Source organism: Ciceribacter thiooxidans (assembly GCF_014126615.1).
Taxonomy (GTDB): domain Bacteria; phylum Pseudomonadota; class Alphaproteobacteria; order Rhizobiales; family Rhizobiaceae; genus Allorhizobium; species Allorhizobium thiooxidans.
Genome location: NZ_CP059896.1, coordinates 2498773 through 2512785, shown reverse-complemented (window position 1 = coordinate 2512785; position 14013 = coordinate 2498773). Strand labels below are relative to the sequence as shown.

Below are 14013 nucleotides of genomic sequence, written 5' to 3'. Positions count from 1 at the left end.
GGTCAGTTCGGATTTGCACCGGCGCCGCCCGCGGGAGCGATCGGTTCGCCGTTGTGGGTCACGCGCGTCTTCGCCGATGCCTCGCCGCGCGAGGAAGGGGTGGAGAGCGCCATGAACTTCTCCCGCTTCAGCCGCACCTGGATCATGTGCGGGCAGCGGTGGTCGTCGTGGTAGAGTTCCTGGCAGTGCATGCAGTAGATGCACTCGTTGACATTGATCTGCCCTTCCGGATGGATCGACTGAACGGGGCATTCCTTGGCGCAGCGCTGGCAGGGCGAGCCGCATTCCGGCCACCGCTTCAGCCATTCGAACATGCGGATGCGGCCGGGGATCGCGAGCGCCGCGCCGAGCGGACAGAGGTAGCGGCAGTAGAAGCGCTCGATGAAGAGGCCGGCGATCAGCAGCGCCACCGCGAAGATGACGAAGGGCCAGTCGCGGATGAACTTCAGGATGATCGCGGTCTTGAAGGGCTCGACTTCGGCATAGACCTCGGCAAGCGCCACCGAATAGAGCGACAGACCGAAGAGACCGAGGAAGATCACGTACTTCACCGGCCAGAGACGCTCATGCAGCCCCCAGGGAAGAGTGATCTGCGGCACCTTCAGCCACTTGGCGACCGTATTCGTTAGCTCCTGCAGCGCGCCGAAGGGGCAGAGCCAGCCGCAGAATGGTCCGCGGCCCCAGAAGAGCAGCGAGACGGCGACCGCCCCCCACAGGATGAAGATCAGCGGCGCGGAGAGGAAGAACTCCCAGCTGAAGCCGGTAATCAGCGCGTTGAAGAAGGTGAAGACGTTCACGACCGAAAGCTGGGCGTTGGCGTACCAGCCGAGCCAGACGAGCGTGAACAACAGGTAGCCGCGCCGGACCCAGGCGAACAGGACCGGACGTTTGACCAGCCAGTCCTGGAAGAAGAAGATTGCCGTCAGGACGAGCAGTGCGACGACCGTTATGGCGATCGGCACCGTGTTCATCTGCCACATCTTCACCCAGAGGGGCTGTTCGCTGGCAATCGGGCTCAAAGGGGGTGCTTCGCCCGCCGGCGCGGCTTGCGGCGTCGGGGCAGGGGGGGCGTCCTGCGCCGGCGGCGCTTTTTCGATGGTGACGTAGGAATCCGGCAGGGTGTAGCCGAGATTGTAGGGCATGACCGCCTTGTCGCGACCGCCGGCGCTGCGTTGCACCAGAAGCTGCAGCTCGAAGGGCGATGTGACGTCGAAGGCGAATTGTTCGGGGATCGCGAAGAGCGCGATCTCGCGCAGCCGCGGCGCACCGGCAGCGGCGAGCGTCGGCAGGCGCGTGTGATCGCGGTCGCGGAAGCGCAGGCTCTGGCCGTTCTGCAGGAGTTCGATGCGGTCGAAGATGCCGCCGCGAACATAGCCGGAGCCCTTGAAGGAATAGGCGCCGTCGCCGGCGACGATGACCGCCGACTGGCCGGGCTTCAGCCGCGAGGCCAGGCGTTCGTATCCGCTGTCGCCGAGAAGCGAGCGCCCGATGAGCGGCACGCTGACCGGGGCGAGGTAAAGGTCGATGAAGCGGTCCTCGGGCTTGTGCGTCTCGGGATGATCGGCGGCTGCCGGTTGTCCCGCCTGACGGAACGCGTCGCTGACCTCGCCGACGGTAAGCCGCAGGCTGCGCACGGAGCCGTCGCCGACGAGCGTCTGCCAGTCGGCAGTCCCGGTCTTCGATGTGTCGAGCTTGCGGATCTCGGCGGTTGCGGCGGCGGGGGCGACCGTGCCTTCGCCTGCGAGCCTGCCGCTGCGGATCAGCTGCACGGCCGAGCGCACGACGCTGTCGCCCATGACGAGCACGGTCACCGTCGCGCCACTGACGATATCGGCCTGCGGCGGGCGTTCGGCGCCTGCGGCAACCTTGCCCATGTCGCGGCCGATGAAGGCGTTGAGCGAGGCGACCACCTTGGCTTCGGGAATGCCGATCAGCACGATCGGCTCCTTGTGGGCGACGAGCTTCAGGCCGCGCAGGACACCCTGCCGGTCGATGCCGACGACGATCTTGATGGGTTTGCCGGAATATCCGACCGAGCTGGTGATGTCGGAATTGAGGTAGGCGTAGCCGAGCACGTCTTCGCCGCGCAAGACCGGGGCGACCGGCGGCTCGCCGACCGGCGCGCCGAATCGGTCCGCACCTTCGAAGAGCTCGGACGGCTGCACCTTGTCGAGATAGGTGGCGAGCTCTCCGGCTTGCGGGGAGAAAGCCGGCGCCAGGAAGGCCGACATGAGAATGAACCAGAAAACGGCGAAACGGGAAAATAGGGGGAGTCTTGAATGTGAGAGCATGCTTTTCGGCCTCTTTCTTCGTCTGCCGCGCCGTCAAGCGACGGTTTATAAATGCCGATCGTGAAACTCTTTGATTCAAATCAACTATAACAGATGTATCTTTTAATCATAGTTGCGAAAGTCGATCCGCGGGGGCGCTTCCGCCCTCCGTCGCCACCAGGAGAACCGTTGACATGAACAGCTGGAGCAATACCGAAGAGCCGTGGACCGTATCCTCCATGGGCGAATTGCTGGCGCTTGCCCGCGCGATGGAAAAGGAGGCGATCGACGGCTATCTGGCGCTTGCCGGGCGGATGCGCGCCGAGGGACGACCGGATCTCGCCGAGGTCTTCGACCGGCTCACCGCCGAGGAGCGCGGCCATCTCGGCAATGTCGATCGCTGGGTCGAGGCGAGACACGAAACGGTGCGGCCGGTCGCTCCGCCGCCGGAGCCGATGTTCGATGACGAGGGGGCGGCACTCGTTGCGCCGGAACTCTTGAACTCCTACCGAGCCTTCTCGATGGCGGTGCGCAACGAAGAACGCGCCTTCGTCTTCTGGACCTATGTCGCCGCCCATGCGCCGAGCGACGAGATCCGCGAGGCGGCGGAGAGGATGGCGATGGAGGAACTCGGCCATGTCGCGACGCTCAGACGCGAGCGGCGGCGGGCCTTCCATGAGCTTCGCCGGATCGAGGCCGATTGCAGCCCGGGCGATCTGGCGACACTCGAAATGCGGCTCGCCGACCACCTGGAGAGCCGGGCCGCGCTTGCCGGCGGCGAGCGTGGCGAGCGGTTGCGCGTCTTCGCCCGCGACGCGCACGCACGCGCGGCACATCTTGCACGCACACCGCCTGCCGAGACGCCGATCCTCGAACGGGTGCCGGATACCGTCCGCGACCGGCTGGTGCCGCTCTGCGAGCTCATTCTGGATGCCTATCTCGACCTTGCCGAACGCAGCAAGGCGGAGGAGGAGCGTGTGCGTGCCCAGGCGTTCGCCGGTGCGGTCGTCCAGTGCCTGCAGACGCTTCGCGGCTTGCCGTCCCACTGACGCAACGCGCGTTTCGACGAATTATTTGCGTTTCGACAACTTGGCGGCGGCCGCCTTGGCCTAGGGTTGGACATTCCCGGAAGCGCGTCGGCCGCCGCCTGCCGGGACGGATCTCCGGCGGCCGAAGTACACAAGGAATGTCCATGTCAGACGCAATCTCCAAACCGCAAATCGATGTTCGTGTCATCCCGCCGCATCTGCGCCATCCCGCGATTTTCGAGATGGTCGGTTCGCTCGCGCTCGGCGATTCCTTCATCGTCGTCGCCGATCACGCGCCGCGTCCGCTGCATTACCATCTCGAAACGCGCTATCCCGGCCAGTTCTCCTGGGAATACATCGAGGAAGGTCCGGACGTCTGGCGCGTCGAAATCGGTCGTGTCTCGCCTGACGCGGAAGAACACGTCTGCACCTGCGGCGGCCACTAAAGGAGCCGTCGCATTGCCGTTTTCGGGGTGAGGTCGAAATGCCCGGTACAACACTGTCCCGCTGGACCATGTCCTTCTTCGCCACGGCGCTCTCCTTCCTCATCGGCGGGGAGGTCATGATGGTACTCGGCTATGGTTTTCCGTCCGCCGAGATCGCCGCCCCGGAAACGCTGTTCCTCGTGCACGTCATCGCCATCGGCTGGCTCTCGCTGCTGATGGCGGGCGCCCTTCTGCAATTCGTCCCCGTTCTCGTCGCGCGCCCACTCTGCGGCGAACGCTTTGCCTTGCCTGCACTTCTGCTGATCGTCGCGGGCCTTCTCGCACTTCTCTTGGCCTTCGCCGATCTCTCCGGCGGCGGGCGTTTGGTGGGTGTCGCGCTCCCGTCGGGCGCCCTCCTGCTCGCCGCCGGCTTTTCCGCTCTCGTCGGCATCGTCGCCGCGACGCTCTGGCGGGCGCGGCCGCTGCCGCTTCCCGCCCGCTTCGTCGCCGGTGGGCTTGCCGCGCTCGCGGCAACCACGGTGCTCGGCGGCTGCTTCGCCCTGACGCTCGCCGGGGTCACCTCCGACGGCGCGATGGCCGGGCTCGTGGTGAGCGGCGTCCCGCTTCATGCGATCCTCGGTCTCGGCGGCTGGCTGAGCTTCACCGCCATCGGCGTCAGCTATCGGCTGCTGCCGATGTTCATGCTGTCGCCCGAAAAGGAAAAGGGCACGAACCGCTTCGTGCTCGGCGCCGGCGGCATGGCGCTGTTTCTGGTAGCGGCCGCGGCACCCGCGGCGATCGTCTGGGAGGCGGGTGTGACCGGCCTCCTGGTCGCCGCTCTGCTCCTTGGCCTCGCCGCGATTGGGGTCTACGGTAGCGATGCCGTCGAAATCTATCGCAGGCGCAAGCGCAAGACCATGGAACTCAACAGCCGCATGACGATCATCGCGCTGGTCGGGCTTCTCGCCACAGTCCCGCTCTGCGTGGGAGCGTTCCTCTTCGGCCTCTCCGACGCGCTCATCGGCGCGCTGGTCTTCCTTGCCGCCTTCGGCTGGCTCACCTTTCTCGGTCTGGCCCAACTCTACAAGATCATTCCCTTCATGACCTGGCTCGAATGCTACGGTCCGGTTCTCGGGCGGGCGCCCACCCCGCGCGTGCAGGACCTCGTCGACGAGCGCAACGCGGTCGTCTGGTTCGCACTGTTCGCCGGCAGCGTCGCAACGGCAACGCTTGCAATCCTTTTCTCCCATACCGGTCTCTTCCGATTCGCAAGCCTCGGCCTTCTGATCGCGACGATCGGTCTTGCCGGCGAGTTCGCCTTCGCCCGTCGGCTCGCCCATGTCTCGGATGCCCTGCGCCACCCGCAGGGCGCCGTCCGCCCCAATCTCTTCCTTCCCCACATGCCCCGAGGAGGTCACCATGGCCCTGCCGCCCTATGAACTCGATGTCCGCCCGATCCTTAAGAACGGCGGCGAACCCTTCCAGGCCATCATGCAGGCCGTCCAGGCGCTTCAGCCCGGCCAGCCGTTTCGGCTTCTTGCGACCTTCCGGCCGGTGCCCCTGTTCCAGGTGATGGCCGGCCGCGGCTTCGACCATATCGATCGCGAAATCGATGGCGGCGACTGGGAGGTGCTCTTCATGCCGAAGTCTGCTGCATCCGAGGCCGACGTCTCGGCAGACGCCGACGAGCCGGCGGCCTGGCCGGAGCCCGAACGCTATCTCGATCTCGCCGATCTCGATCCACCGGAGCCGATGGTACGCGTGCTTGCCGCCTCGGAGAAGATGGAGCCGGGCGAGGTGCTCTTCGCGCTGCTCTCGCGCGAGCCGGTCTTCCTGTTTCCCGAACTCAAGAAGCGCGGGCACCAGTGGGCCGGCAATCTGAGTGAAGACGGTGCGGCCTACCGCCTGCTAGTGCGCATCGGACCGCGGCCGGAGTAATGGCGATGGGGAACGCCGCGATAGACAGCGATCGTCTCGCCTTCGCCATCGACGAGCGACTGCGCACCGTGATCGATCCGGAGCTCGGCGAGAACATCGTCGATCTCGGTCTCATCTACGGCATCGTCGTTTCGCCCGCGGGTGCGGTGCGCGTGACGATGACGACGACGATGAAGGGATGCCCCGCGACGAGCTTCCTCACGGAAGCGGTCGAGGCCTGCGTGCGCGGCGTCGAAGGTGTCTCTGGTGTCGAGGTCGAGCTTACCTACGACCCGCCATGGTCGCCGGACCTGATGGCGAGTGCCGCGGCGATGCGCTTCTGAGGTGAACGGCCGTCAGGCTGCCCGAATGATGCCGAAGTCTTCCGGCCGCAGGACGAGATCCGCAAGCGTATGACGGTCGAGGACGGCGAGGAAGGCGTCCAGCGCTTCGCCGAGCACGCCCTTCAGCCGGCAGCGATCGGTGATCCTGCATTTGTTGTCACTGGCGAAGCACTCGACGATGCCGAAGTCGCTTTCCGTTACCCGCACCAGCGCGCCGAGCCGGATCTCCTCCGGCGGTCGGGCGAGCCGCAACCCGCCGGTTCGCCCGCGCACCGCCTCCAGGAAGCCGTTCCGCGTCAGCAGGTTCGCGACCTTCATCAGATGTGCGCGGGAAATGCCGTAGGCCTGGGCCGTTTCCTCGATCGTCACCAGCCGGTCGGGGTGGGCCGCGGCCATCATCATCATGCGCATCGAATAGTCGGAAAAGGTCGTCAGTTGCATGGCATCGGCAGTCTGTTTGTCTTCTGTCATTATATATGGTGATGCATATCGGCATTTATGAATATCTATGATGCAATATGTCGCGCCGACCTGCCGCAGCGCGGCCGCTCCTGCCGAAGTGGAGCACGGATAAACGTTTTGTTTCAGCTACTTGCAGAGGAGACGCGCGCTATATCCTCGTCGTGATCCTTCACGGGGGATTATGAGCCTGCGACCTAGTCCGGGGCCTCCGGCGATCACCCCTTGGACGCCGGAGGGGAAATGCCGCCTCAGCGGGAGGCAAGCGGCGTGCGCCTGACGGTGAGCAGCATCGGCCCGTGCTCGAGGATGAAGAGGCCGAAGGCGGCGATCCAGGCGATCCCCGCCGCCGCGAGCATCGGTTCGTAGAAATCCGGCAGGAGGTCGGCGAGCGGCCGCAGGATCGCAGCGAGGATCAGCGAGAGATAGGAGAGCGCCGTCGTCGTCGAGGCGCTGAGCTGGCGGCCGGTGTGCCCGCGGGTCACGCGGGTAATGACCGCGAGCATCATCACGCCGATTGCGCCGACGGTGAGGATGTGCAGCACCGAGAAGTCGCCGATGAGGCCGGTGGCACCGAGCGCGATGCCGAGGAAGCCGAGCGGCACGAAGGCATAGCCGATATGCAGGATGACCAGCAGCTTCTCCGCCCAGGTCTCCCAGCCACGCCAGCGGGAGAGGCGGGCGACGTGCAGTCCCGCGGCGAGTGCTGCCGCAACCGCGGTCAACGGATGGATCGGCTCGAAAATCCACGCCGCCAGCGCCACGCCACCGAAAGTGATCGCAACACTGTCGAAGCGGTTGAACGGCACCGGAAAGACGGTCCGCCCGGCTTTGTTCAGCCAGTTGCGGGTGAAGCTTGGCACGATGCGCCCGCCGATGATCATGATCAGCATCACATAGGCGGAGACGGCGAGGCGATCGGCGAAGCCGTTGTGGACGCCGATGATCACCATGCGGTGGAAGAAGATGTTGGCAAGCGCAAGTGCGGCGAGCCCGCCGAGCACCTTGAGGTCGCGCCACTTGCGGCCGGCGATGATCTCGCGGGCGTTGATGAAGAGCAGGGCGGGCAGGAAGAGGGCATCGATTGCCGCGGCGAGCGGCACGCCGAGGAGGTCGGGCGAGAGCATCGCGATGCGCCCGGCGACCCAGATCGAGAAGAGTACCATCAGCGGTGGCCCCGAAACCGGCAGGCGTCCGGTCCAGTTCGGCACGGCGGTCATCAGGAAGCCGGCAAGCACCGCGGGCGCAAAGCCGAAGAGCATCTCGTGGGCGTGCCAGTGCGGCGCGCCGTAGTCGCCGCCGATCGGCCAGCCGAAGACCAGTGCAGCGATCCATAGCGCCATCGCCGCGATGGCCCAGATGCCGGCGCCGAGAAAGAACGGTCGGAAGCCGTAGGAAAAGAGGACGGGGCCGGTCTGCGCCAATCCGCGCGGCACGGCGCGGCCGGTGCGGGACTCGTGGGGAATGTCGTTCATGGGTCTAGCTCCGGATTGCGTGAACCCGCTCAGCCCTAGGGCACTTGGCAGCCTGCTTCTTTGCGAAAACGCAATTATGAGGCCGTCATTGATCTAGATCAATCGCATTGCGGCGATGGATGGGAAATATTGTCGCACCTGAAATAAAAATTAAGTCGAAATGGTACGTAACGAAGTCTTTATTGCGGCGGCATCAAGCAATGATTGCGACTATTCAAATATGTTTGCTTTGCAGCAAAGAAGGCGCCGGGGATGCGTTTTAAGAAAGGTCATGGCCGGACGGAATGCGTCGCGGCAGTTTTCAAGGAGAACGAAGATGACCGACCAGTTTCAACTTTCGCGCCGCGCCGTTTTGGCTGGTGCGGCTTTGACGGGCGCTGTCGGCACGCTGATCGCGAATGGAACGGTCGCGCACGCCAACCAGCCGGCGGCAAAGCTTTCGGCAACCGAAATCGCCGCGCTGCCGAGGGTCAAGGCCGAGCTCGTCGCTCCGCCCTTCGTTCACGCCCACACCCAGAAGGCCGAAGGCGGTCCGAAGATCGTCGAGTTCACGATGACCATTCATGAAAAGAAGCTCATCATCGACGACGAGGGCACCGAGGTTCAGGCGATGACCTTCAACGGCTCGGTTCCCGGCCCGCTGATGGTCGTCCACCAGGGAGACTATGTCGAGCTCACCCTGATCAACCCGGAAACCAATACCCTGCAGCACAATATCGACTTCCACGCTGCCACCGGCGCACTCGGCGGCGGTGCGCTGACCGAGGTCAACCCGGGCGAAAGCACGATCCTGCGCTTCAAGGCGACCCGCGCCGGCGTCTTCGTCTACCACTGCGCACCTCCCGGAATGGTTCCGTGGCACGTCACCTCGGGCATGAACGGCGCCATCATGGTGCTGCCGCGCGAGGGCCTGAAGGACGCCAAGGGCAACGACGTCACCTATGACAAGGTCTACTACGTCGGCGAACAGGACTTCTACGTCCCGCGTGACGAGAACGGCAACTTCAAGAAGTATGAAAGCCCCGGCGACGCCTATGTCGACACGCTGGAAGTCATGCGCAAGTTGACCCCGAGCCACGTGGTCTTCAACGGTGCGGTCGGCGCGCTGACCGGCGACAAGGCCATGACCGCAGCCGTCGGCGAACGGGTGCTGATCGTCCATTCGCAGGCGAACCGCGACACCCGTCCGCACCTGATCGGCGGCCATGGCGACTATGTCTGGGCGGGCGGCAAGTTCAACAACCCGCCGGACGTCGACCAGGAAACCTGGTTCATCCCGGGCGGTGCGGCCGCAGCCGCACTCTACACCTTCCGGCAGCCGGGCATCTACGCCTACGTCAACCACAACCTCATCGAGGCCTTCGAGCTCGGCGCTGCCGCGCACTTCAAGGTCACCGGAGAGTGGGACGACGACCTGATGACGTCGATCAAGCCGGCCGCCTGACCTGACGGCCGAGCCGGGGGCATTCGCCCCGTGACGACAGCCTGCCGCGGACGTCCTCCGCGGCGGGTCGAAAGGACAGGATCATGGCAACGACACTTCACAAACCCTCCGTCTCCGCCGCCTCCCTCCTTGCCCCTGCGCTCATCCTCGCCGCGCTCGTCTCGGCGATCGGCGTGCGCTCCGGCATCATCGGCAACGATCCGGCGGCCGTCGGCATCGTTGCGCCCGAGACGGTGGTCGTCGCGCCTAGAACCTTCAGTTACCGCAGCCCGGCCGATTATCTGCGCAACGGCTTTGCGGTCGACGCGCCGATGGTGACCGCCACCGCCGATGCTCCGCTGGAAATCATGAAATACCAGGTCACTGCCGCCGACTACGCGCGCTGCGTCATGGACGGCGCCTGCGCGGCGACCGACCCGAAGGCCGACGCGCCGACTGGAGACGTACCGGCGACGGGTATCAGCTATGACGATGCGGTCGCCTATGCCCGCTGGCTTTCGGAACGGACCGGCAGCGTCTGGCGCCTGCCGACCGCCGAGCAATGGGCCTTCGCCGCCGGCTCGCGCGGCTCCGACGACGCACTCGGCATCGATGCCGACAGCCGCAATCCGGCGCTGCGCTGGATCGCCGACTACGAGCGGGAAGCCGCCCGCAAGGCGGCCCGTAATCCGGTCGCCCAGCCGCTCGGCAGTTTCGGTGACAACGAGTACGGTGTCGCCGACCTCGCCGGCAATGTCTGGGAGTGGACGACGACCTGCGACACGCGCATCAATGTCGACGGAGACGGCAAGGTGCTCAGCGAGGTCAGCGCCTGCGGGATCTATCTCACCGAAGGCAAGCACCGCGCGCCGATGAGTTCCTTCATCCGCGACCCGAAGAGCGGCGGCTGCTCGGTCGGCACGCCGCCCGACAATCTCGGCTTCCGCCTCGTCCGGGACGGCCGCTGGTATGCGCCGCTTCTCAGGGCGCTGACCCGCGGGACGGTTTTCGAAAGCTGATCCGCACGTGCGGTCCCCCCGTTCACGCCCTGCGTCAAAGCGTCCACGGCCCCGTGTCGCAAAGGCGTTGAAAACCGGAGAGAAAGACTCCGAAAATCGCCGCCGCGGCTTTGCCCCCCTTTCCGATATGGGTATAACGGTCGAAAGTCATCCACCGTTCGAGGATACCGTGGCTGCCATAGACCGGACACTCGTCAGGTCGCTTTCGCTCTTCGAGAAGATGGGTGATGCGGACCTGGACAAGCTTCTCGCCTTCGCCAACTCCCGCCGTGTCCCGCAAGGGGAGTCGGTGTTCGAGCAGGGCGACGCGGCGACCCATTTCTATCTGCTGCTGCATGGACGGCTGAAGGTGATGCAGGTCACTCCGGACGGCCAGCAGATCATCGTCAGGGTGGTTCACCCCGGCGACCTCTTCGGTTTTGCCAAGGCGCTGAGAAGGAGCGACTATCCCGGCACGGCCATCGCCGCGGCGGAGTCGATCGTGCTCGCCTGGGCCACCGAACTCTGGCCGGTCTTCGTGGAACAGAACCCCGGGCTGGCGGTTAGTGCCATGCAGACGATTGGTGAAAGGCTCGAAGAGGCACATACCCGCCTGCGCGAGATGTCGACGGAGGAAGTCGAGCGCCGCGTCGCCCACACGGTGTTGCGGCTCGCCAAGCGGGCCGGAAAGCCGGAGGGCGGCGGCATCCGCATCGACTTCCAGATCTCCCGCCAGGACATCGCGGAAATGACCGGCACGACGCTCCACACCGTGTCCCGCATCCTGAGTGCATGGGAGTCCCGCGGCCTCGTCGAGGGCGGTCGCCAGCGCCTCGTGGTGCTCGACGCGCAGAAACTCGCGCAGCTCGCCGAGGGGCGCGACAAATAGCGCAGCCTCTTTTTCCCTTTGCACTAAAAGATTCATGCCGAATGAATCTAATTTGCGTTATGTCAAAGATGGAGGTACGCCTCCGGCCTAAGGAGAGGGCAACGGCATCCACCCCGGGATGCCCTGACACCAAGGAGAATGATATGCATTCCGTTACCAAGTATCTCATCGGCGCCGCCCTGCTGACCGCTTTCGGCACGCCTGCTCTCGCGGCCGATTTCGAGGTCCACATGCTCAACAAGGGCAAGGACGGCGTCATGGTGTTCGAACCCGCGCTGACCAAGGTCGCGCCCGGAGACACGATCACCTTCATTCCCACCGACAAGGGTCATAACGCCGAAACCGTCAAGGGCATGATCCCGGAAGGTGCCGAAGCGTTCAAGGGCAAGATCAACGAGACGGTCAAGGCCACCTTCACCGTGCCGGGCGCCTACGTGATCAAGTGCAACCCGCACTTCAGCATGGGCATGGTTGCCGTGGTCGTCGTCGGTGACGCCCCCGCCAATGTCGATGAGATCAAGAGCGTCAAGGCCCCGAAGAAGGCCCAGGAAAAGATCGAGAAGGAACTGGCTCAGCTCTGAGGCGAGCAGCGCGCCCCAACGCCCCCGGGGCCGCGCAGAGGAGGAGAAAGCCCGCGAACCCCGCGGGCTTTTTCCGTTTCGGCGCGCGACTGCCGGGGACCGCCGCAGCGACCGGAGCGGCTTCGCATCCGCCGTCACCCCGGCCTTGAGCCCGGCCAGCCACGGCGCGTCCGCGCCGCAGACCGCAGAACCCTTGGAATGAGAGTTTGTCGACAGGACGTGTCCGCTACCCTGCGGACTTTCTTTCTTTTGTATCGGGCAGATAACGTGCCTCCGAGAGAAGGGCAGGTTCCCTAAAGTATTATCTTGCCGGAACTCACGAAAATGCGAGGCTTAACGGATTTTCCACGCATCTCGGACAGAATGCCGGTTTGTTTGACTTTGTCCGGATCGCAGTATTGGAGCAATTTCTACATCTGCCGACCATCATGGTCGTCTATGCCCTCGGAACGCTTGTCGTCGCCGTCATCTCGCTGGGCATCTGGTGGCGCGATCGCAGCAACAGGGCCTTCGCCGTGCTGGGTCTCGCCTCTGTCGCCGGGATCGTCGGCGCGGTGCTGCATGGCCTGCGTCTCGTCGTGCCATTCTGGCTCTCCACCGGCCTCGGTTTTCCGCTCGCCTTTGCCGGCATCGGCCTCTTCTGGAGTGCCTTTGCCGTCTTCGACAATCGTCGGCCGAGCTACCTCGCAGCCTTTGCCGGTGCGCTCCTGAGCCTTGCCATTTATCCGCTGTCGCTGTTCCAGGACTCGACCGTCTTCCGCGCCGTCTTCGCCGCTGCGGTCTTTGGTGTCTATAACGGGCTTGCCGCGTGGGAGGTCTACCGCGGCGGGCTCCGCGAACCGCTGCCGTTCCGCCCGCTCGCCTGCGCCATCAATCTCGGCCACGCGCTGCTCTGGCTCGCGCGCATTCCCTTCGCGCTCTTCGTCGCGCCTCCGGTCGATGCGCAGGAGCACTACGCGGTCTGGTTCGTCGGCCTGTCGCTGCTCTCGGCGCTCTCCAACATGTTCGGCATGTTCTCGCTTGCGATGCTCGCCAAGGATCGTTCCGAGCGTCGCTACCGGATCGCGGCGGAGACCGATGCGCTGACGGGGCTCGACAACCGCCGCTCCTTCATCGCGCGGACGGAGGCGATGCTCGCCCGGCCGGACGAGGCGACGGCAATGCTGCTCTTCGACCTCGACCACTTCAAGTCGGTCAACGACACCGACGGTCATCTCGCCGGCGACCGCGTGCTGGTCGCATTCTCCGAACTGCTCCGGCGGCAAATGCCGGAAAACGCCGTCGTCGCGCGGTTCGGCGGTGAGGAATTCGCCTGCCTCCTGCCGGGAGCCGGGCTGGACGAGGGGCGTGCGATAGCCGATGCATTCCGGAGGGCCGTAGAGCGGCACCTGATCCCCTTCGAAGGCCGGACGCTCTCCATCACCGTCAGCATAGGCGTCGCGGTGATAGGCGAGGGGACTGTGACCCTCGACCTTCTTCTCGCATCGGCCGACACCATGCTCTATCTGGCCAAGGCCGAGGGTCGCAATTGCGTCCGCGCCTTGCAACTGCCGGGGGCCAAGGCTGCCGCCGCCGGGAGAGGCGGCGCGAGCGATCAGGCGGGCGCAATCTCCGGTCGGATCCTGCATTCCCGCCCCGCCTGAGGCCGGCGTTGGTACCGGCCGCCGTCACAGCGTCGGGATGTTGATGACGAGGCCGGCGGCGAGGCCGAGGCCGATCAGCGCGAAATGGGTGATCTGCGCGCCCTCCTGCCGGATGTAATAGGCAAACCATGCGCCGCCGACCAGCATGATGAGGCCCATCGCAACGAAGCCCGAAAGCGCGAGGTTGGCGTATCCGACGGCGGCCGCCGCATCCGCATAGCCGAGGAAGGCTCCGAGCGAGACGAGTGCGGCGTAGACGAGCAAGAGCGCGACGACGATCTCCACGGTGACGACGAAGCCGTAGACCAGCCGGTGCCAGCCTTCGGACGTGACGCGGCGGGAGAGGAGCGGCGTGGTGATCGCCGGTGCTTGGTCGAAGAGATGCATGGCCATCATCGAGCCGACGGAAAAGACGCCACCGCGGAAGGCGGTCAGGTTGTTGACCACGACGACCGAGAGCCAGAGGGCGAGCCCGGAGAGAAGCACAGTCTTGAAGAGAAGGAGCGAGGCAAACTGGGTCATGAGGGCTTTCCCTATGTTTCAGGAGGTATGCCCCGATGA

At 65.1% G+C, this 14013-nt stretch carries 14 protein-coding genes; 10 read left to right on the top strand and 4 right to left on the bottom strand.

The window, feature by feature from the left end; all coding sequences use genetic code 11:
* Positions 1-2 precede the first annotated feature (2 nt).
* Positions 3-2231 carry a NosR/NirI family protein gene (locus tag H4I97_RS12275; protein WP_244658639.1) on the bottom strand — a complete coding sequence of 743 codons (2229 nt, stop codon included), beginning with the start codon at positions 2229-2231 and terminating at the stop codon, positions 3-5.
* 233 nt (positions 2232-2464) lie between these two features.
* On the opposite strand from H4I97_RS12275, the gene H4I97_RS12270 reads away from it, so the two are divergent.
* From H4I97_RS12270 to H4I97_RS12250, 5 genes are all read left to right on the top strand, one after another.
* Positions 2465-3319 (top strand): ferritin-like domain-containing protein, encoded by an 855-nt coding sequence (locus tag H4I97_RS12270; protein WP_182304928.1) that lies wholly within the window; start codon positions 2465-2467, stop codon positions 3317-3319.
* 143 nt (positions 3320-3462) lie between these two features.
* Positions 3463-3744, top strand: a complete 282-nt coding sequence (locus tag H4I97_RS12265; protein ID WP_182304927.1) for a DUF2249 domain-containing protein — start codon at positions 3463-3465, stop codon at positions 3742-3744.
* A 38-nt stretch (positions 3745-3782) separates the two neighbouring features.
* Complete coding sequence (locus H4I97_RS12260; protein WP_182304926.1) at positions 3783-5162, top strand: hypothetical protein; 1380 nt, start codon at positions 3783-3785, stop codon at positions 5160-5162.
* Entirely contained in the window at positions 5143-5661 is a 519-nt protein-coding gene (locus tag H4I97_RS12255) for a DUF2249 domain-containing protein (RefSeq protein ID WP_182304925.1), read from the top strand. Before H4I97_RS12260 ends, H4I97_RS12255 begins: the two co-directional genes overlap by 20 nt.
* 5 nt (positions 5662-5666) lie before the next feature.
* Positions 5667-5984, top strand: coding sequence for a metal-sulfur cluster assembly factor (locus H4I97_RS12250; RefSeq protein ID WP_182304924.1), 318 nt, complete (start codon positions 5667-5669; stop codon positions 5982-5984).
* Between the two features lie 12 nt (positions 5985-5996).
* On the opposite strand, the gene H4I97_RS12245 is transcribed toward H4I97_RS12250, so the two are convergent.
* Positions 5997-6425: an Rrf2 family transcriptional regulator gene (locus tag H4I97_RS12245; RefSeq protein ID WP_182307627.1), complete on the bottom strand. Its 429-nt coding sequence runs from the start codon at positions 6423-6425 to the stop codon at positions 5997-5999.
* 269 nt (positions 6426-6694) lie between these two features.
* A complete protein-coding gene (locus H4I97_RS12240; RefSeq protein WP_182304923.1) occupies positions 6695-7918 on the bottom strand; it encodes an NnrS family protein in 1224 nt (407 codons plus the stop codon).
* A 316-nt stretch (positions 7919-8234) separates the two neighbouring features.
* Between H4I97_RS12240 and nirK the strand changes: the two genes are divergently transcribed.
* From nirK to H4I97_RS12215, 5 genes are all read left to right on the top strand, one after another.
* A complete protein-coding gene (nirK, locus tag H4I97_RS12235) occupies positions 8235-9362 on the top strand; it encodes a copper-containing nitrite reductase (RefSeq protein ID WP_182304922.1) in 1128 nt (375 codons plus the stop codon).
* Between the two features lie 83 nt (positions 9363-9445).
* Complete coding sequence (locus H4I97_RS12230) at positions 9446-10360, top strand: SUMF1/EgtB/PvdO family nonheme iron enzyme (protein ID WP_182304921.1); 915 nt, start codon at positions 9446-9448, stop codon at positions 10358-10360.
* 169 nt (positions 10361-10529) lie between these two features.
* Positions 10530-11228: a Crp/Fnr family transcriptional regulator gene (locus H4I97_RS12225; protein ID WP_244658638.1), complete on the top strand. Its 699-nt coding sequence runs from the start codon at positions 10530-10532 to the stop codon at positions 11226-11228.
* A gap of 143 nt (positions 11229-11371) precedes the next feature.
* A complete protein-coding gene (locus H4I97_RS12220; protein ID WP_182304919.1) occupies positions 11372-11809 on the top strand; it encodes a pseudoazurin in 438 nt (145 codons plus the stop codon).
* A gap of 398 nt (positions 11810-12207) precedes the next feature.
* Complete coding sequence (locus H4I97_RS12215) at positions 12208-13452, top strand: GGDEF domain-containing protein (protein WP_182304918.1); 1245 nt, start codon at positions 12208-12210, stop codon at positions 13450-13452.
* 24 nt (positions 13453-13476) lie between these two features.
* Here the strand turns inward: H4I97_RS12215 and H4I97_RS12210 are convergent, their stop codons facing one another.
* Positions 13477-13974, bottom strand: coding sequence for a DUF2165 family protein (locus H4I97_RS12210; protein ID WP_182304917.1), 498 nt, complete (start codon positions 13972-13974; stop codon positions 13477-13479).
* Positions 13975-14013 lie beyond the last annotated feature (39 nt).